Origin of the sequence: Diaphorobacter sp. HDW4B, from assembly GCF_011305535.1 — a bacterium.
Classification (GTDB): domain Bacteria; phylum Pseudomonadota; class Gammaproteobacteria; order Burkholderiales; family Burkholderiaceae_C; genus Diaphorobacter_A.
This window is the reverse complement of record NZ_CP049905.1, coordinates 1,295,116-1,313,974: the sequence shown is the minus strand read 5'-3', so window position 1 is coordinate 1,313,974 and position 18,859 is coordinate 1,295,116. Positions and strand designations below refer to the sequence as shown.

The 18,859-nt window shown below is 58.3% G+C and carries 16 protein-coding genes and 1 riboswitch; of the genes, 10 read left to right on the top strand and 6 right to left on the bottom strand.

All coding sequences use genetic code 11. The features are described from left to right. Window positions 1-29: 29 nt before the first annotated feature. Complete coding sequence (locus G7048_RS06275) at window positions 30-764, bottom strand: YceH family protein (RefSeq protein ID WP_166067311.1); 735 nt, start codon at window positions 762-764, stop codon at window positions 30-32. A 94-nt stretch (window positions 765-858) separates the two neighbouring features. On the opposite strand from G7048_RS06275, the gene purN reads away from it, so the two are divergent. Next, window positions 859-1,437, top strand: coding sequence for a phosphoribosylglycinamide formyltransferase (purN, locus tag G7048_RS06270; RefSeq protein ID WP_166067310.1), 579 nt, complete (start codon window positions 859-861; stop codon window positions 1,435-1,437). A gap of 19 nt (window positions 1,438-1,456) precedes the next feature. Here purN and G7048_RS06265 read toward each other — a convergent pair whose 3' ends face one another. Beyond that, window positions 1,457-1,699 carry a DUF1653 domain-containing protein gene (locus G7048_RS06265; RefSeq protein ID WP_166067309.1) on the bottom strand — a complete coding sequence of 81 codons (243 nt, stop codon included), beginning with the start codon at window positions 1,697-1,699 and terminating at the stop codon, window positions 1,457-1,459. Between the two features lie 47 nt (window positions 1,700-1,746). On the opposite strand from G7048_RS06265, the gene G7048_RS06260 reads away from it, so the two are divergent. The 3 genes from G7048_RS06260 (at window position 1,747) to G7048_RS06250 (ending at window position 6,407) form a co-directional block, all read left to right on the top strand. Beyond that, the gene (locus G7048_RS06260; RefSeq protein ID WP_166067308.1) at window positions 1,747-3,612 is read left to right on the top strand and encodes a M48 family metallopeptidase; all 1,866 of its coding nucleotides are present in this window, start codon (window positions 1,747-1,749) and stop codon (window positions 3,610-3,612) included. A gap of 114 nt (window positions 3,613-3,726) precedes the next feature. Further along, window positions 3,727-5,001, top strand: coding sequence for an RsmB/NOP family class I SAM-dependent RNA methyltransferase (locus G7048_RS06255; protein ID WP_166067307.1), 1,275 nt, complete (start codon window positions 3,727-3,729; stop codon window positions 4,999-5,001). Between the two features lie 191 nt (window positions 5,002-5,192). After that, on the top strand, window positions 5,193-6,407 hold the full coding sequence (locus G7048_RS06250; protein WP_166067306.1) for a fatty acid desaturase: 1,215 nt from the start codon (window positions 5,193-5,195) through the stop codon (window positions 6,405-6,407). A gap of 77 nt (window positions 6,408-6,484) precedes the next feature. On the opposite strand, the gene G7048_RS06245 is transcribed toward G7048_RS06250, so the two are convergent. The 4 genes from G7048_RS06245 to trxB all read right to left on the bottom strand — a co-directional run bounded on the left by G7048_RS06245 (window position 6,485) and on the right by trxB (window position 9,620). Further along, the gene (locus G7048_RS06245) at window positions 6,485-7,015 is read right to left on the bottom strand and encodes a 6,7-dimethyl-8-ribityllumazine synthase (RefSeq protein WP_166067305.1); all 531 of its coding nucleotides are present in this window, start codon (window positions 7,013-7,015) and stop codon (window positions 6,485-6,487) included. Window positions 7,016-7,145: 130 nt separating this feature from the next. Then, a riboswitch (FMN riboswitch) is annotated at window positions 7,146-7,321 on the bottom strand. Between the two features lie 187 nt (window positions 7,322-7,508). After that, the gene (rpmG, locus tag G7048_RS06240) at window positions 7,509-7,679 is read right to left on the bottom strand and encodes a 50S ribosomal protein L33 (protein ID WP_166067304.1); all 171 of its coding nucleotides are present in this window, start codon (window positions 7,677-7,679) and stop codon (window positions 7,509-7,511) included. A 26-nt stretch (window positions 7,680-7,705) separates the two neighbouring features. Further along, window positions 7,706-7,939, bottom strand: coding sequence for a 50S ribosomal protein L28 (gene rpmB / locus G7048_RS06235; RefSeq protein ID WP_066539714.1), 234 nt, complete (start codon window positions 7,937-7,939; stop codon window positions 7,706-7,708). Window positions 7,940-8,663: 724 nt separating this feature from the next. Beyond that, window positions 8,664-9,620: a thioredoxin-disulfide reductase gene (trxB, locus tag G7048_RS06230; RefSeq protein WP_166067303.1), complete on the bottom strand. Its 957-nt coding sequence runs from the start codon at window positions 9,618-9,620 to the stop codon at window positions 8,664-8,666. 533 nt (window positions 9,621-10,153) lie between these two features. Here trxB and G7048_RS06225 point away from each other — a divergent pair. The 6 genes from G7048_RS06225 to G7048_RS06200 all read left to right on the top strand — a co-directional run bounded on the left by G7048_RS06225 (window position 10,154) and on the right by G7048_RS06200 (window position 18,844). Continuing rightward, window positions 10,154-12,493, top strand: coding sequence for a DNA translocase FtsK (locus G7048_RS06225; RefSeq protein ID WP_166067302.1), 2,340 nt, complete (start codon window positions 10,154-10,156; stop codon window positions 12,491-12,493). Between the two features lie 95 nt (window positions 12,494-12,588). Then, window positions 12,589-13,224 carry an outer membrane lipoprotein chaperone LolA gene (gene lolA, locus G7048_RS06220; RefSeq protein WP_240933292.1) on the top strand — a complete coding sequence of 212 codons (636 nt, stop codon included), beginning with the start codon at window positions 12,589-12,591 and terminating at the stop codon, window positions 13,222-13,224. Window positions 13,225-13,282: 58 nt separating this feature from the next. Next, window positions 13,283-13,726 (top strand): AAA family ATPase, encoded by a 444-nt coding sequence (locus G7048_RS06215; protein WP_166067301.1) that lies wholly within the window; start codon window positions 13,283-13,285, stop codon window positions 13,724-13,726. Beyond that, complete coding sequence (locus tag G7048_RS06210; protein ID WP_166067300.1) at window positions 13,719-15,023, top strand: replication-associated recombination protein A; 1,305 nt, start codon at window positions 13,719-13,721, stop codon at window positions 15,021-15,023. The genes G7048_RS06215 and G7048_RS06210 overlap by 8 nt, the downstream gene beginning before the upstream one ends. Before the next feature lie 135 nt (window positions 15,024-15,158). Continuing rightward, a complete protein-coding gene (locus tag G7048_RS06205; RefSeq protein ID WP_166067299.1) occupies window positions 15,159-16,829 on the top strand; it encodes a site-specific DNA-methyltransferase in 1,671 nt (556 codons plus the stop codon). Window positions 16,830-16,843: 14 nt separating this feature from the next. Next, complete coding sequence (locus G7048_RS06200) at window positions 16,844-18,844, top strand: DEAD/DEAH box helicase (protein WP_205750342.1); 2,001 nt, start codon at window positions 16,844-16,846, stop codon at window positions 18,842-18,844. Window positions 18,845-18,859 lie beyond the last annotated feature (15 nt).

The following is an 18,859-nucleotide window of genomic DNA, read 5'->3' as shown; positions in this document are numbered from 1 at the left end:
GCGGTTGTCCTCGTCGGGACAGTTTCGATTCAATTTGCAGCGCTGTCCGATTCGGCGTCGGTATGGGCGGTTGGAGTGACAGGGGCGATCTCGATGCCCAATTGTTCGCAGATTTGCGACAGTGCCGAGCGCAGGCTTGCCACTTCCGCCTCCAGCGCGGTGATGCGCTCGGCCATGGCGTTGTCTACGGGCTGCGCCGATGCGGAAGAACCGCTCGCTGCAGCCACCGACAGCGCCGCCACGTCGACCGGCCCGCACAGCAGATGCGCCCAGCGTGGCTCGCGCGAGCCCGGTGCGCGCGGCAGCAGCACGACCAGCGGGCCGCCTTTTTCCTCGCTGCGCGATTGCAGTTCGTCGAGGAAGGCCTCGACCGAGGAAATGTCGGCAAAGCGGTGCCAGCGCTCGGAGTTGATGCGCAGTTCGCCAGCCGTCTGCGGGCCGCGCAGCATCAGCAGGCAGAGCAGGGCGGCAGATTGGTCGGGCACGCCCACACCGCGCGGAAAGTTGTGTTCCCAGCGCGAGGTGCGCGCGCCGCCGATTTCGGTGACCAGCGAGCGGCGGCGCAGATTGTCCAGCGCTTCCTGGATCTGCCCGTCGGAGAGCTGCATCACCGGATCGCGACTGGTCTTCTGGTTGCAGCCCGAGGCCAGCGAGTTGAGCGTCAGCGGGTAGCTGTCGGGCACGGTGCGCGACTTTTCGACCAGCGTGGCCAGAACGCGGGCTTCCTCAACGGTCAGCGGGGTGGTGTGGGGATCGAAAGGCATAGGTGTCCGTCTCTTTGGTACGTGGGTACTCGGTTCAGTTCATAAAACCTGATTGCCCCGACGCCCCATGGCTTCGGTGCGACAATCGCCGCCCATGAAAAACATCGTGATCCTCATCTCGGGCGGTGGCTCCAACATGGCAGCCATTGTGCGTGCATCCCAGCAACAGGACTGGGCTGGCCGCTATGGTGCCCGCGTGGCCGTGGTCGTGAGCAACAAAGCCAGCGCCGGCGGTCTGGTATTCGCCAAGGACAACGGCATTGCCACCGAGGTGCTCGATCACAAGCAGTTCGAAACGCGCGAGGCGTTCGATGCGGAGCTGGCCAAGATCATCGACCAGTACAACCCGGCGCTCGTGGTGCTGGCGGGTTTCATGCGCATTCTCACGCCTGGCTTCGTGCAGCATTTCGAGGGGCGCATGGTCAACATCCATCCCTCGCTGCTGCCCGCCTTCCCCGGTCTGCACACGCACCAGCGCGCGATCGACGAAGGCTGCAAGTTCGCAGGCTGCACCGTGCACCGCGTGACGGCCGAACTCGACGTGGGCCCGATTCTGGAGCAGGCCGTGGTGCCCGTGCTGCCTGAAGACACGGCCGACACGCTGGCCGCGCGCGTGCTCACGCAGGAGCATGTGATCTACCCGCGCGCCATCGTCAACCTGATGCGCGGCTGATCTCTTCGGTCAGCTTTCTTTAGTCGGCAGCCACCTTGGCAAAGCGTGGCTGCGTGATTCCATCGATGACAACGGTCTCGCCAAACATGGCGGCAGGCCGCACCCACAGTCCGTGCTCGCCGTAGAGCGCGCGATACAAGGTCATCGGCTCCAGCGTTTCGCTGTGGCGCACGGTGTCCAGAACTTCGTAGAGATTTCCCTTGTAGTGGCGGTACAGGCCAGGCTCGGTCACGATCAAATCTGGGAGTTTTTCTGCGGACATGGTTACTATTGACGAAAGTAAGGATTAACAACGGAAGGCCCGAGGGAATGGATTACGCCGATTTTGTTCATCTGGCGCGCACCAGCGAGCAGGACTGTGCGCAGGACAGCCGTGCGTACCGACGCAGCGTGATCCGGTTTGCCGCTCTGGGCTATCTCTGGGTGATCGGCTGCGTGGTCGTGGCGCTGGGCTTGTTGGCCTTCAGTGTGCACCATCTGATCAGCGACCGTTTCGGCTTTGTGTGGATTTCGCTGGCCTTTGCCGCCTGTGGTCTGCTGTGGGTGGGGCTGAAGGCGCTGCGTGTGCCGACCGAGCCGCCCATCGGCGTGCGCGTGACCGAAGAAGATGCGCCCGAGCTGTTCAAGTCGCTTGCGCGCATACAGAAGCGCATCAAGGGGCCGCCGATCCACGAGGTCTATCTCGACGACGAATTCAACGCGGGCGTGCGGCAGGTACCGCGCTTTGGCGTGTTTGGCGGATCGGTCAATCAACTGGTGGTCGGCCTGCCGATTTTGATGGCGCTCGACAAGAAGCGCATGCTGATGGTGCTCGCACACGAGTACGGACATTTGCGCGGCGACCATGGAAAGTTTGGCGCCTGGGTGTACCGCACACGTCTGAGCTGGAGCCGCCTCTACGACAGCATGGAAGATTCCGCTAGTCCGTTCGCCGTGGCCACGCAGGCCTTTCTGCGTTGGTATTCGCCGCGTTTTGTGGCGCGCACCTTCGCCATGGCGCGCCAGGACGAGTACGAGGCCGACCGCATCGCCGCCAAGATGCTGGGGCGTGAAGAGGCGATTGCCTCCTTGGCGGAAACGGAAATCAAAAGCACCTGGCTGGACACGCGGTTTTGGGAGCTGCACTGGGCGCAGGCCGTGCGCGAGCCGCTGCCCAAGGGGCCGTTTCAGGCCATGCAACGCTTGCTGGTGCAGCCTCCCGCGCCAGACTTCGCCAGGGACACGCTGCGCCGCGCGCTCAAGAAACTCTCGAATCTCGACGACACGCACCCGGTGCTCAAGGATCGCTTGAAAGCGCTGGGCGAAAAGCGCCCGGGCCTGCCGGAAGTCTGGTCCGAGCGCGGCTCGCTGAGCTTGCTGGGACCAAGCGCGGCGCGTTGGATCGACCAGTTCGATCGCGAATGGTGCAAGGACAACGCGGATGCCTGGAAGCGCCACCACGCGCGACTGCAGCGTGCCCGCGCGCGGGTGCTGGAGCTGCAATCCAACGCCGCCAACGCCAGCGTCGCCGAGATGGTGGAGACAGCGCAGTTGATCAAGCGGCTGAATCCCGCCTCCAACATGTCCACCGAGCTGTACCGCAAGGCGCTGGATCGTGATCCGGTGCATCCGCAGGCGCTGATCGGCAAGGCGCTGCACATGGCCGAGGCCGACCCGGAGCGGGGTCTGCAGTATCTGGAGCGTCTGTGGAATCACCATCCTGCCTATCGGCTGTGGGCGGCCCGGATGGCCGTGCAGGAACTGGAATCGCCGCGCGAGGAGCGCGAGTTTCCCGAGCAGGACCTCAAGCTCTGGCGCGACCGTCGCCGCGAAGCGGAGAACTCCGAGGCCGAATTGATGCAGGAAATCGCGCGCAGCCCGGTGCTGGAGTCCGTTCAGCCACATGACCTGACGCCGTTCGAGCGGATCGAGGTGCTGGCAGAGCTCGCGCGCATTCTGCCGTTGCGTCAGGCGTGGCTGGTGCGCAAGAAGATCCACGCGATGCCCGACCGCCGCGCCTATGTGCTGCTCGTGGGGATTGCGCGCGCGGACGAGGCCGCCAAGCGCCAACTCTGTGCGGAGCTGGAGCAGCGCATCGAATTGCCCGGCATGCTGTGGGTGATGCCGTCCGACGAGGCGGCGAGCAAGGAGCATTTGGCGCGCGTGGCCGGGCAGCCGATCTTCGTGCGGGAGTGATCTCGGTACACCGTTCGACCAATCGCTCTGCAAACCGCTCTGAAAAGAGGGGCGAAAACAGGGTTGCCGGATGAGCGTTCCCAAGGGATTTGCGCAAGATGGGACAATCGGGGGATGCACCCCAAAGCCCTTCTGGATGCCTGCTCTGAGTTGGTCAGGCAGGTTCTTACATTCGAGCACCCGGCAGACGCCGTGGTCTCCCGTTTTTTCCGCGATCACCGCAATCTCGGCCCGCGCGAGCGCGCCACTCTGGCCGAAACCACCTACGCCGTCCTGCGCAAGAAACTGCTGTTCGAGCAGCTCGCCCGTTCGGGCAGCGGTCCGCGCGAGCGCCGACTGGCGATTCTGGGCTTCTACGGTCCGCGCGACTTCGTGAAGGCGGCGCTGTCCGATCACGAAATCAAGTGGCTGGATGCCTGCGACAGCGTCCAGCTCGAAGAGCTGATGGCCCACCATCGCCACAATCTGCCCGACTGGCTGGTCGAGCCGCTCAAGGCACAGCTCGACGATGCGGGTTTCTGGGCGCTGGCCGACAGCATGGCCCAGCCCGCGCCGCTCGACTTGCGTGTGAACGCACTCAAGGACAAGCGCGACGTGGTTCAGAAGGAACTGGCCAAGGTCGGCATCAAGGCTGTGGCCACGCCGTACTCGCCGCTCGGTCTGCGCATCGACGGCAAGCCGCCGCTCACCAAGCTTGATGCGTTCACACGCGGTGCGATCGAGGTGCAGGACGAAGGCTCGCAACTGCTGGCCCTGCTGCTCGACGCCAAGCGCGGCGAGATGGTGGTTGATTTTTGCGCTGGCGCTGGCGGCAAGACGCTGGCGATTGGCGCTTCGATGCGCAGCACGGGTCGCCTGTACGCATTCGACGTGTCGGCGCACCGCCTGGAAGCGCTCAAGCCGCGTCTGGCGCGCTCGGGGCTGTCCAATGTGCATCCCGCAGCGATTGCGCATGAGCGCGATGAACGCATCAAGCGCCTGGCGGGCAAGATCGACCGTGTGCTGGTCGATGCACCTTGTTCGGGCCTCGGCACGCTGCGCCGCAATCCCGATCTGAAATGGCGTCAGTCGCCCGAATCTCTGGCCGAACTGGCGCAAAAGCAGACGGCCATTCTGGCCAGCGCCGCGCGTCTGGTGAAGCCGGGCGGTCGCCTGATCTACGCCACCTGCAGCGTGCTGCCGCAGGAAAACGAGGCGATTGCCGAAGCGTTCTCCGCTGCGCATGACAGTTTTGCCGTGGAAGACGCGGGCGAGTTGCTCACACAACTCAAAGTCGCGTCGGCGACTGACTTGTGCAGCGGTGGTGACAGTGGCTCGCGCTACCTGCGCATGTGGCCGCATCAGCACCAGACCGATGGCTTCTTCGCCGCAGTCTGGACGCGCAAGTAAGCATCCACGTTTTTTCTGATTTTCTCCACCGAAAAGGCCGCAACGGAACACATGTAACGTTGCGGCCTTTTCCTGCATTCCTCGGAACCTTGTGCGGGTATGCGCGTCTATGCCTCGTGGCAGGTTCCTAATATTCTCCTGCCACGCCGAATTTCGGCGCCTCTCCTCTGTGTTGCGAAGGTTGCTTGTCTATGTTGTTACCTGATTGGGCCCCGCTGAACGCCGTCGTCGAATGGCTGGCCCATGGCGTGTGGGATCTGGCCTGGTGGCAGATCGTGCTGTACACGCTGTTCACCACGCACATCACGATTGCAGGGGTGACGATTTTTCTGCACCGCTCGCAGGCGCACCGCTCGCTGGATCTGGGCGCGATTCCCTCGCATTTCTTCCGCTTCTGGTTGTGGGTCGGCACTGGCATGCAGACCAAGGAATGGGTGGCGATTCACCGCAAGCACCACGCCAAGTGCGAGACCGAAGACGATCCACACAGCCCGCAGACACGCGGCCTGAACACCGTGATGTGGCGCGGCGCGGAGCTGTATCGCTCGGAAGCCAAGAACGAAGAGACGCTCAAGAAATTCGGCCACGGCACGCCCGATGACTGGGTGGAGCGCAATGTCTATTCGCGCTTTGCATGGCAGGGCGTGGGCCTGATGTTGATTCTGAACGTGATCCTGTTCGGAGGCATCGGCCTGACTGTCTGGGCCGTGCAGATGCTGTGGATTCCGTTCTGGGCTGCGGGCGTGGTCAACGGCGTGGGCCACTACTGGGGCTACCGGAATTTCGAGGCGGTGGATGCTTCGACCAATCTCGTGCCCTGGGGCATCGTGATCGGCGGCGAAGAGCTGCACAACAACCACCACACCTATCCCACCTCGGCCAAGTTCTCGGTCAAGAAGTACGAGTTCGACATCGGCTGGGTCTACATCAGCGCGATGCAGAAGATCGGTTGGGCCAAGGTCAAGAAGCTGCCGCCGAAGATGCTGCTTGGCGAAGTCAAACCCGTGGCCGACGAAAAAACACTCGAAGCCGTGATCGCCAACCGCTACGAGGTGATGGCGCGCTACGCCCGCGGCGTGCGCAAGGCCTGCCGCGAAGAACTGGAAACGCTCAAGGCCAAGAAGGCCGACGTGTCCGCCATGCGCGCCGCCAAGCGCTGGTTGCATCGCGACAGCGAGAAGGTGCCGGCCCGCTGGCAACCCAAGCTGGTCGAGGCGCGCGCGGCGCATCCGGTGCTCGACAAGATGATCACCATGCGCGAAGAACTGCGCCAGTTGTGGCTCAACACCTCGCAGTCGCGCGAGCAACTGACGGCCGATCTGCAGGCCTGGTGCCAGCGTGCCGAGGCCAGCGGCATCAAGACGCTGCAGGATTTTTCCAAGCGACTGCGCGCCGCGCACGCCTGAAAAACGGGTTGCTCACAAAACAAAAAACCTGCGAACCGAAAGGCGCGCAGGTTTTTTGTTTTTGAGGCGAAGAACGCTCAGGCGGCTTGCGTGGCGCTCGTCAGCAGCTTGGCGACTTGTGCGTGCTGCGCGAGCGTGTGCGCGCAGGCGTTGGCGGCTTCTTCGCCCTTCTTCAGGAAGTGGTTGAAGAAGTAGCTGTGATGCTCTTCATGGTCGTGGAAGTTCAGCGGCGTGAGCGCCACCGAGAACACCGGCACGCCGGTATCGAGCTGCACGCGCATCAGGCCGTCGATCACAGCGGTGGTCACGAATTCGTGGCGATAGATGCCGCCGTTGACAATCAGCGCGCAAGCGATCACGGCGTCGAACTGGCCCGATTCGGCAAGTTTCTTGGCCATCAGCGGAATCTCGAACGCGCCGGGCAATTCCACGGTCTGGATGTTGGCGGCGTTGGCGCCCAGTTCGACCAAGCGGCGAATCGCCGAGTCGCGCGCCTGGTGCACGATGTCATCGTGCCAATTGGCGCTGATGATGGCGATGCGGGTGCTGGAAGGCACAGCCGGAGCGGCTGCGTTGGTGGACAGATGTTGCATGTCAGTCTGATTCATTTGCTTCTCGAAAATTAAAGCGTTTCAATGAATCAGGGCGCGCGAAGCGAATCGCTGCCAAGCAGGCGAACGAGCGAACGGAAACGCACGCGCGCACGACAGACAAGGCAGCATTTTGGGGTTCATCACTTCACGTTTCTCTTTCATCCGGACTGTGACCGTCGGCTCTGGCATCTCACCAGATCTGCTGACCTGCCTTCTTCATGACAAAGATGGCAGCGCTCGCGGGCTGCTGACATCGCCTTGTCTTTTCAAGACCTGCCAGATACCGCCGGTGGGGAATTTCGCCCCGCCCTGAGAACGTGGGTGCTGGCATCAATCAAATGCGCGGCACCTGCAAGCATTCTAGGGGCAGTCCTATGTCATCGTTGGCAAACAGGTGACATCAGCTTTGGAATCTTCATTCGCAATCTTGAGGCAACAAAAAACCGCCAGAGCTTTCGCTGCAGGCGGTTTCTTGTGGATCTACGATCTACCCATCCATCAGACTGAATTACTTCAGCTTGATTTCCTTGTACTCGACGTGCTTGCGAGCCTTGGGGTCGAACTTGGAGATCAACATCTTTTCAGGCATTGTCTTCTTGTTCTTGGTAGTGGTGTAGAAGTGACCGGTACCCGCTGTGGATTCCAGCTTGATCTTTTCGCGTCCGCCTTTAGAAGCCATGATTTTTTCTCCTGTAGGTTAGGGAATTAAGCTTGGCCACGAGCGCGCATGTCTGCGAGCACGGAGTCAATACCGTTCTTGTCGATCAGGCGCAGAGCAGCGCTGGAAACGCGCAGGCGCACCCAACGGTTCTCGGTCTCGACCCAGAAACGGCGGTATTGCAGGTTAGGGAGGAAACGACGCTTGGTCTTGTTGTTGGCGTGGGAAACGTTGTTTCCGACCATGGGCTTCTTGCCCGTTACTTCACATACGCGTGCCATGAGGACACCTATCTAAGTTTCATCGGCCGTCTGCACCTGATGTGCTGACAACCTCACCTCGCCAGTTTGGAAATGGGTGGCGGTAGCCCGTCTTGCCTTTTTATGGACGCTGCGTGCAGCGAGCCAATATTCAGCAAAGCCAAGGATTATAGCTTGAAATCGTTTTTTGTTGATTTCTTTGCTTTGGTTGGTCGTTTTTGTTGTTGCTAGGTGGTTGAGGGCGGGTGCCGGGAGTTCGTCCCGGCGGGCGAGTAACTTTTTGCTTGCGCCAAAAAGTCACCAAAAAGCGCTTTGAATTCGGGGTCACACGATAGAACTCACTTTGCGCCGTAGGCGCTCCGTTCGGGCAACTATCGTGAGTCAGACCAAAAGCTGGGGAGGGCGCTGCTGGATTCTGCGATGCAGCAGCGGAGGCGCGAGTATCGCGACGAAAAAGCCGACGTTTGAGCACGAGAGTTCAATTCGTCACGCGGCTGGTGCACCGGCATCTCGCGAAGTCGCGAGATTGACGGGCACGAGCAACGCGAAGTGCCGTGACGCACCTCTTATGAAAATTCTGACTCACGATAGTTGTCCGAACGGAGAGCCCTCCGGGGCTCGCAGTGAGTTCTATCGTGGGTATTGAAAGCGCGCTTTTGGTGACTTTTCGCGCGCCAGCGAAAAGTTACTCGCCCGCCGGGGCGAACTCCCGGCACCCGCCCTCAAACCAGAAGCAAAGGGAAAATCACTCTTCCTGCTCAAGGAAGCGCTGAGCATCCAGCGCAGCCATACAGCCAGTCCCAGCACTGGTAATAGCCTGACGATAAACGTGATCCTGCACATCGCCAGCAGCGAACACCCCAGGAATGCTGGTCTGGGTCGCAAAGCCCTTCAGCCCACCTTGAGTGATCAGATAGCCGGTTTCGTCCATTTCCAAATGGCCCTTGAAGATTTCGGTGTTGGGCGAGTGGCCGATGGCAATGAAGCAGCCTTGGAGTTGAATGTCTTCGGTGTGGGCGCTGTTGGTGCTCTTGATGCGGATGCCGGTCACGCCGGTCTTGTCGCCCAGCACTTCGTCCAGAGTGAAGTGGGTCTTGAGCTCGATCTTGCCTTCCTTGACCTTGTCCATGAGCTTGTCCACGAGGATGGGCTCGGCCTTGAACTTGTCGCGGCGGTGGACCAGAGTGACCTTGCTGGCGATGTTGCTCAGGTACAACGCTTCTTCGACGGCCGTGTTGCCGCCGCCGATCACGCAGACGGGTTGTTCACGGTAGAAGAAACCGTCGCAGGTGGCGCAGGCGGACACGCCCTTGCCCATGAAGGCTTCTTCGGACGAGAGGCCCAGGTACTTGGCGGATGCGCCGGTGGCGATGATCAGCGAGTCGCAGGTGTAGGTGCCGCTGTCGCCGGTGAGGGTGAAAGGGCGCTTGCTGAAGTCGACTTTGTTGACGTGGTCGAACACGATCTGGGTCTGGAAGCGTTCTGCGTGTTCCAGAAAGCGCTGCATCAGGGCCGGGCCTTCCACGCCCATGACGTCGGCGGGCCAGTTGTCCACTTCGGTGGTGGTCATGAGCTGACCGCCCTGGGCCATGCCAGTAACGAGCAGGGGCTTGAGGTTGGCGCGGGCGGCATAGATGGCAGCCGTGTAGCCGGCGGGGCCGGAACCGAGGATCAGGACTTTTGCGTGTGTTGTTGTCGACATGGATGCCACTCAGGTTGCATGCCGCGGTCGACGCGGGCTTTTTCCGGGTCGATTGCGGCACGTTGAAAAGTGAAGCGGGGTGCTTGCGTTTTTTGGCTCACACCCCGTCGGACGGCATGGAGGGCTGCCGGTTTGCTTTCGTTGACCGAGTCATTGAGAGTGCAGGGAGCCTCCGTGGTTCCCATTGTATGGACGCCGCAGAGACAGAGTCAGCCAAGGTTTTTGATCGTGGAAATAGACACGATCAATTTTGGACGTGCTTTCAATAAGTTTCAGGCCCGTCGGGCGAGCAGCTTTTGGCACATCCGGTCACATTTAAGAAGGGCTCGCAACTGCTTGATATGGCTGGTAAATTGCGACAATGTGAAGTTGTCGGGCTATCGGTTGATTCTGTCGGATCAACTGGATGAAAAAACAGTACCATCCTGTGTCGTGACGCAACAATGAAGTCAGGCGCTTTGAGCTGTCGCTATCGCCCAATCGGGGCGAGCACTGGTGCTGACCATGCGGTAAGCTAGTCCCTCAGTTTGTTTATGACCTATTCCCTCAATACCTTGAATGCATCTGCTGGCGGCAAGTCCGCGCCGCGCTCGTGGGCTGCGCGCTTCAGCCATGAAATCGGCCTGCTCGTGGGGCTGCTGGCCCTTGTGTTCTGGATTCTGGCACTCGTGAGCTACAACGCGCAGGACACGGCGTGGTCCACGTCCGGCGCGGGCGATGGCCTGCAGGTGCGCAACTGGCTGGGCCGTCTGGGCGCATGGCTGGCCGATGGCAGCTATTACGCGCTGGGCTTTTCGGTCTGGTGGTGCATTGCCGCTGCGGTGAAGGCTTGGATTTCGTCGCTGGCCTACTGGATGCGTGGTGGTGAACAGGTGAAATCGCCGGTCGGGCCTTGGGCGCGCCGTTCGATGTTCTGGATGGGGCTGCTGATTCTGCTGCTCTCCAGCACGGCGCTGGAGTGGACTCGCTTGTATCGCTACGACACTTTCCTGCCGGGTCAGGCCGGCGGCATGCTGGGCTACTCGATGGGCAAGGCCGCTTTGAGCTGGTTGGGCGATGCGGGTTCGGGCCTGATCTGCGTGATTCTGGTGGTGCTGGGCGCTGCCATGGTGTTCGGATTCTCCTGGGGGCAGTTGGCTGAACGCATCGGCGGTCGCATTGATGGACTGGTCCAAGGCAGCCGCGCCAAGCGCGAAAAGGCCCAGGACGAAGCGGCGGGCAAGCGTGCTGCACGCGAGCGCGCCGAGGTGGTGATGGAAGAGCGCATCGAGAGCGACGAGTTGCACCCGCAACCTGTGCAGATCATCGAGCCGGTGCTCACCGAGCCGCAGCAGAGCACGCGCGTGGTCAAGGAACGCCAGAAGCCGCTGTTCTCCGAGCTGCCCGACAGCAAGCTGCCGCAGGTCGATCTGCTGGATGCGGCACAGGCGCGTCAGGAAACGGTCTCGCCCGAAACGCTGGAGATGACCAGCCGCCTGATCGAGAAGAAGCTCAAGGACTTTGGCGTGGATGTGGCTGTGGTGGCTGCTGCGCCAGGCCCGGTGATCACGCGCTACGAGATCGAACCCGCCACGGGCGTGAAGGGCTCGCAGGTGGTGAATCTGGCCAAGGACTTGGCGCGTTCGCTGTCGCTGGTGTCGATCCGCGTGATCGAGACGATTCCCGGCAAGAACTTCATGGCGCTGGAATTGCCCAACGCCAAGCGCCAGTCGATCAAGCTCTCTGAAATCCTGGGCTCGCAGGTCTATCACGATGCCAAGAGCATGCTGACCATGGGCCTCGGCAAGGACATCGTCGGCAACCCGGTGGTGGCCGATCTGGCCAAGATGCCGCACGTGCTGGTGGCTGGTACGACGGGTTCCGGCAAGTCGGTGGGTATCAACGCGATGATTCTGTCGCTGCTGTACAAGGCCGAGGCGCGCGATGTGCGCCTGATGATGATCGACCCGAAGATGCTGGAAATGTCGGTCTACGAAGGCATTCCGCACCTGCTGTGCCCGGTGGTGACCGACATGCGCCAGGCGGCGCACGGCCTGAACTGGTGCGTGGCGGAGATGGAGCGCCGTTACAAGCTCATGAGCAAGATGGGCGTGCGCAATCTGGCAGGCTACAACGCCAAGATCGACGATGCCAAGGCGCGCGAGGAATCGATTCCGAATCCGTTCAGCCTGACGCCGGAAGAGCCTGAACCGCTGCAGCGTCTGCCGCACATCGTGGTGGTGATCGACGAATTGGCCGACCTGATGATGGTGGTCGGCAAGAAGATCGAAGAGTTGATCGCCCGTCTGGCGCAGAAGGCGCGTGCCGCTGGCATCCATCTGATTCTGGCCACCCAGCGCCCGAGCGTGGACGTGATCACGGGTCTGATCAAGGCCAATATCCCCACGCGTATCGCCTTCCAGGTCAGCAGCAAGATCGACAGCCGCACCATCCTCGACCAGATGGGCGCGGAAGCGTTGCTCGGCATGGGCGACATGCTGTACATGGCCAGCGGCACGGGCCTGCCGATCCGCGTGCACGGTGCATTCGTCTCGGACGAGGAAGTGCACCGCGTCGTCAGCTACCTCAAGGAGCAGGGCGATCCGGACTACATCGAGGGCGTGCTCGAAGGCGGCACCGCCGATGGCGAGGACAGCGGCTTCGGCGGCGAAGGTGGTGATGGCAACGGCGAGAAGGACCCCATGTACGACCAGGCGGTCGAGATCGTCCTGAAAGACCGCAAAGCGAGTATTTCTTATGTTCAGCGTAAGCTTCGCATCGGTTACAACCGCTCGGCGCGCTTGCTCGAAGACATGGAAAAGGCCGGTCTGGTCAGCGCGCTCACATCGAGCGGCCAGCGCGAAGTGCTGGTGCCCGCACGCGGCGGCGAGTGAATGATGCGCGGACGGATGGATTGAACCTCTTCGAGGGCCGAAGACTCCAACCGCACATCACGCCCAGCGTGCCCTAGGAGTTTCAATCGATGATGATGACGAAGCGTTTGCTCACTACTTTTTTGCTGGCGGCCTGCGCACAGGTGGCCAGCGCCGACGGCCTGCAGAGCCTGGAAGGCTTCATGAAGGGCGCGAAGACAGGTCGCGCCGATTTCTCGCAGACCGTCACCTCGCCGGGCAAGGATGGACAGGCGCCCAAGGTGAAAACCTCCAGCGGCAGCTTCGAGTTCCAACGCCCCGGCAATTTCCGTTTTGACTACAAGCGCCCGTTCGAGCAGACCATTGTTGCCGATGGCAAGACCCTGTGGCTCTACGACGTGGACCTGAATCAGGTCACGCAGCGCTCGCAGTCGCAAGTGCTGGGCAGTACGCCCGCCGCGCTGCTGGCAAGCGCACCTGACCTTTCGGCGCTCAAGGCTGATTTCAAGCTGTCTTCCGCGCCCGAGCAGGGCGGTCTGCAATGGGTGCTGGCCGAACCCAAGGTCAAGGATGGCCAGATCAAAAGCGTGCGCGTCGGCTTCGCTGGCGACACGCTGGCCACGCTCGACATCACCGACAGCTTTGGCCAGCGCTCGGTGCTGACCTTCACCAACATGCAGGTGAACACGCAGGTCGCGCCCGCCACGTTCCAGTTCAAGCCGCCTGCCGGTGCGGATGTGGTGAAGCAATAAGCTGCGCGCGGGCCAAGCGAGTTACGATCAGGTTTTCCCTTCGTCGCTCTGTTTGCCCGTGAACCCGAATCCCTCTGCCCACCAGCCACTCGCCGAACGCCTTCGCCCGCACACTCTGGGTGAGGTGATCGGTCAGCAGCATGTGCTCGGTCCGGGCATGCCGCTCAGGCTTGCGTTCGAGTCGGGCCAGCCGCACAGTTGCATCCTCTGGGGGTCGCCGGGTGTCGGCAAGACCACCATTGCGCGGCTGATGGCGCAGGCCTTCGATGCGCAGTTCATCTCGATCAGCGCGGTACTGGGCGGCGTCAAGGACATCCGCGAAGCTGTCGAGCAGGCGCAGTCCGCGCGCGACGGGCTGATGCAGCAGCGCACCATCGTGTTCGTCGATGAAGTGCACCGCTTCAACAAAGCTGTCAACTACTATATAAAACAACGACTTAGAGAGTCGTTTGTGCAAATATTTGGGCTTCCCCATTGTTTTGCGGGGGGCAAGCATGCTTGATTTGTTTGCACAAGAGCCGCAAGCGCCACTGGCTGAAGCGCTTCGTCCGAAGACCTTGGACGAGGTGGTTGGGCAGTCGCATCTGTTGGGTGACGGCAAGCCTTTGAGGTTGGCTTTTCAGTCGGGCAAGCCGCACTCCATGATCTTCTGGGGGCCACCGGGTGTCGGTAAAACGACTTTGGCACGCCTGACAGCTACGGCCTTCAAGTGCGAGTTCATCGCCTTGTCTGCTGTGTTCTCTGGTGTGAAAGACATCAGGGCTGCTATGGAACAGGCGCAGCAGAACCTAGCTATGGGCAAGCACACGATCTTGTTCGTAGACGAAATTCACAGGTTCAATAAGTCGCAACAAGACGCTCTTCTTCCCTATGCTGAAAGTGGCTTGGTGACGTTCATTGGAGCGACCACAGAGAACCCTTCGTTTGAGGTCAACTCGGCGCTGTTGTCACGGGCACAGGTCTATGTTCTGAAGTCGCTCACAGACGAAGAACTGCGGCTGCTCTTGAAGCGTGCTCAAGACATTGCCCTTGGCCATCTGGTGTTTGACGACTTGGCGACGGACACCATCATTGGGTATGCAGACGGCGACGCGAGAAGGTTCTTGAACCTGCTGGAACAGACCAGCACGGCAGCGAAAGCTTCAGGTATCACGCAGATCACGGCTGACTTCTTGCAGAACGCTTTGACCTTGAACAGTCGTCGTTTTGACAAGGGTGGGGACAACTTCTACGACCAGATTTCTGCCTTGCACAAGTCGGTGCGTGGATCGCATCCTGACGCAGCCCTCTACTGGCTCACACGCATGTTGGACGGTGGTGCAGACGCGAGGTATCTGGCACGGCGCATTGTTCGCATGGCGTGGGAAGACATTGGCTTGGCCGATCCAAGGGCCATGCAGATAGCCAACGACGCTGCCTTGACCTATGAGCGTCTGGGAAGCCCTGAAGGGGAGTTGGCCTTGGGGCAGGCTGTAATCTATCTGGCGGTAGCTGCCAAAAGCAATGCTGGGTACAACGCCTACAACCAAGCCAAGGCGTTTGTGAAGCAGGACAAGAGCCGTGAGGTGCCTGTTCACTTGAGAAATGCCCCAACAAAGCTCATGAAGGAACTCGGTTACGGTCATGAATACCGATATGCTCATGACGAACCGAACGCCTATGCTGCTGGTGAGACTTATCTTCCAGAAGGCATAGATGAACCTAATTGGTACCAGCCGGTGCCAAGAGGGTTAGAGGTCAAGATTGGCGAAAAGCTTGCCCTGCTGAAGAAGTGGGATGAAGAAGCTGGCAACAACTAGTTGTTGAGTTTATTGCTATAGCAATAAATGTAGCCTCACAAGTATAATTTGAATATGTGTCAATGATTGATTCATTGATGTTTTGATAAGATTTTGTGCTGGGTTTTGCCGGCATTCATAGAAAAAGATTAGTTCATGCCAACACTTCAATGGGTGGGAAGAAGCGCGGTTGTTAACCATCATCACGATGTGCCATTTCGCTTGTTGGATAAGAAGTACTCGTTCTCGGGCTCGGATCAGTCTTTGGATAATTCAAAAGACAATAAGATCATCCGGGGTGACAATCTTGAGGTTTTGAAGGGCTTGCTTCCCGAATATGAGGGGAAGGTTAATTGTATATATATTGATCCACCTTACAACACGGGCAATGAAGGTTGGGCATATAACGATGCTGTAAACGACCCTAGAATTAAGAAGTGGTTGGGTGACGTTGTTAAGAAAGAAGGTGAGGATTTAAGTCGTCACGATAAATGGCTTTGCATGATTTATCCTCGCCTTAAGCTTCTTCATCGGCTTTTGGCACATGATGGCGTTATCTTTGTTAGTTTGGATGACAATGAAATATTTCATTTCCGTTTGTTGATGAATGAGGTTTTTGGCGAGTCTAATTTTCTTGCTCAAATCATCGTTCAATCTAACAAGCGTGGTCAGACTTACAAGCAAATTGCGAAGACGCACGAATATCTTCTCTGTTTTGGAAAGAGCAGCCTTTCGGAGTTGGGTGAGCTATCCACAGAGGGTACTAACTTGCCTGAAAAGGATACCTTTGGATCTTTCTCTTCCAGGGAGTTGCGCAACCGCAATCCAAAGTTTGGGCGTTTTAATCGTCCGAATCTTTTCTATCCAATCTATGCTCGTCCAGGCGTAGTAGATGAAAGTGGCAATTTTCTTGTTTCTCTTGAAGAGCATCCTGATTCTTTCAAGATTGAGCCGTTTAACAGTGAGGGTGTCGAGAGCTGTTGGCGGTGGGGTAAGGATAAATTTACCCTTAAAACAAAGGCACAAACTACCGAGTTTCTTTATGCACGGCAGACACGTGAGGGTGCATGGCGCGTTTTTGAGAAGTATCGTAAGGAAACCGTCAAAGCTAAGTCCATTTGGACGGAGACTAAATACATCAGTGAGCAAGGTACTACCGAGTTGGGGCGACTTGGTTTGGCCTCTGAGTTTGAGTTTCCCAAGCCAGTAGACTTGATTGTTGATTGCTTAGAACTCTGCGATAACGATGAAGCAATTGTTCTTGATTCTTTCGGTGGCAGTGGAACCACAGCACAAGCAGTTCTGAAGCTAAATGCTTCCGATGGCGGAACCCGTAGATTCATCCTCTGCGAAATGATGGACTACGCAGAAGCCGTTACGGCAGAGCGTGTTCGGCGCGTAATAGACGGCTACGGAGATGGAGCAAAGTTTGTCCCCGGAACAGGTGGCGGTTTTGACTTCTACGATTTAGGTTTTTCGCTCTTTAAAGACGACAAGAACCTCAATGAAGAAGTCGGTGTAAGTGCCATCAGGGACTACGTTGCCTACACTGAGAACATTCCTGTTGAGAAGCGATTTGCTCAAGATAACCCCGTAAGCCCATATGCGCTAGGTGCAACTGAAACGGCTTTGTGGATCTTCCGCTATGAGCGCGATCAGGTCACAACCCTCGATCTTGACTTCTTGGGTAGCTTGAACCTGAAGTCTCTTTCAGCACGACCAGAGCAGTTCACTATCTATGCCGACAAGTGCGCCTTGGACAAAGACTTTTTGTACAAGCACTCGATCACGTTCAAGCGCATTCCGCGTGATATCACTCGTTTCTAAGAAGAAAGATAAAAATGGAACTGAAAGACTATCAGGCTGATGTACTCACCGATCTGAGTGCGTATCTGGACACCCTCCTTGAATGCAAGGGGCATCTGCCAAACTCGTTTGCAAAGTATTGGCAAGAGCGTGGTGTTCTCAATCAGGTCTACAAGAACAACATCAAGGAAGTGCCTCATGTCTGCGTGAAGGTTCCCACTGCTGGTGGAAAGACCTTCATTGCAGTCAATGCACTTGATCGAATTTTTGCGGCCTTCGCTGAGTACAACCCGACTCGGCCAAAGTTTGTAGTTTGGTTGGTGCCTTCGCTGACCATCCTTGAGCAGACCGTCAAGAACCTGTCCAACATCGATCACCCTTATCGTCAGCGTTTGAACGATCTGTTCAATGGGCGTGTGCAGGTGTATGAGAAGGCTGATGTTCTGCAAGGTGCTGGCTTCAATGCAGACACCGTAAAGGAGCAGCTTTCAGTAGTTGTGATGTCGTTTGACTCGTTGAAAGCGACCAACAAAGAGAACCGAAAGGCGTTCCAAGAGAACGGCTATCTTGCGTCCTTCATTGCTGACGATAGTGAAGTTGTTGAGCCACTGGAAGGTACTGATCCTTCAGCACTCATCAACGTCATGCGCAGTTTGAAGCCTATCGTGGTTGTAGACGAGAGCCACAATGCCGAAAGCACGTTGTCGGTTGACATGCTTCGCAACCTCAACCCTAGCTTCATTTTTGATCTGACTGCTACGCCGCGCGACAACAGCAACATCATCAGCTACGTTGATGCCCTTCGGCTCAAGAAGCAGAACATGGTGAAGCTGCCGGTGATTGTTGCCAATCAGCGCAGTCAGGAAGACGTGATCATGGCCGCGCTGAACATGCGCCGCCAACTGGAAGAGTTCGCCAAGAAAGCAGAAGCTAATGGCGGTGGCTACATTCGGCCTATCGTGCTGTTCCAGGCTGAACCGAAGACCAAAGACGATACGACCACCTTTGAGAAGGTGCGTGAGATTCTTGTTGATCTCAACATTTCTCCCGAACACATAGCTATCAAAACGGCCAATGTGAACGAACTGAAGGGCGTTGATCTGCTCAGTCGCACATGTGAGGTGCGATACATCATCACCGTCAATGCGTTGAAGGAAGGTTGGGACTGCCCGTTTGCCTATGTGTTGGCAACGCTGGCAAACAAGTCTTCGGTTGTTGATGTCACCCAGATTTTGGGCCGTGTTTTGCGCATGCCCTACACGCGCAAGCACAGTGTGGAATTGCTCAACCTGAGCTATGTCTTCACGTCTTCTAGCCAGTTCCAGAGCACGCTGAACCAGGTCGTCGCTGGGCTGAACAAGGCAGGCTTTTCCAAGCGTGACTATCGGGAAGTCGATCTGTCGTCTATTCCGGTCGATCCAGCCCCGCAGGCCGATCAGCAGAGCCTTCCTTTGCCGGTGCCAACCGACCCGACACCAGCGCAACCGTCTGGTGATTCTGGCGACGCTCTTGAAGTGGAAACGAGCAAGCTCAATCCGAACTGGGAAGCGCAAGCAGTCCAGCAAGCTACTCATGCCGCAGAAGGTGAGCAGAGTGCTGGGATTGCTGGAACAGAGGCTACAACTGGCAATGCTGTGATTGCTGGGGTGGAAACTATCAAGGCCCAAGCCGTGGAGCAAGCCAAACAATTTGAACAACAGGCTAAAGATGCCACAGGCGATAGCTCGCCTGAAGAGTTGAAAGCGCACATGAACGAACACAAGATAAAACCTATGTTCGAGCAGTCTGTGCAGGCCGTCAAACTGCCTCAGTTCTTCATCAAGGTTCCCTCGGACGGTGGCTTCTTTGACGCTGGTGACGAGTGGCACAAGCTGGCAAAAGAAAACTTGTTGTCCAATTTTGTGTTGGCAAATCTTGATGCCACGGTCAACTTCACTGCTATTGAGGCAGACGTCTATGCAGTAGATGCGCAAGAGATTGGCAATGGGGAAAGTGCGCCTGCATTCAAGGCTGTGAAGAAGGCTGAGAAGGAATGAATCGCCCCGGATTTC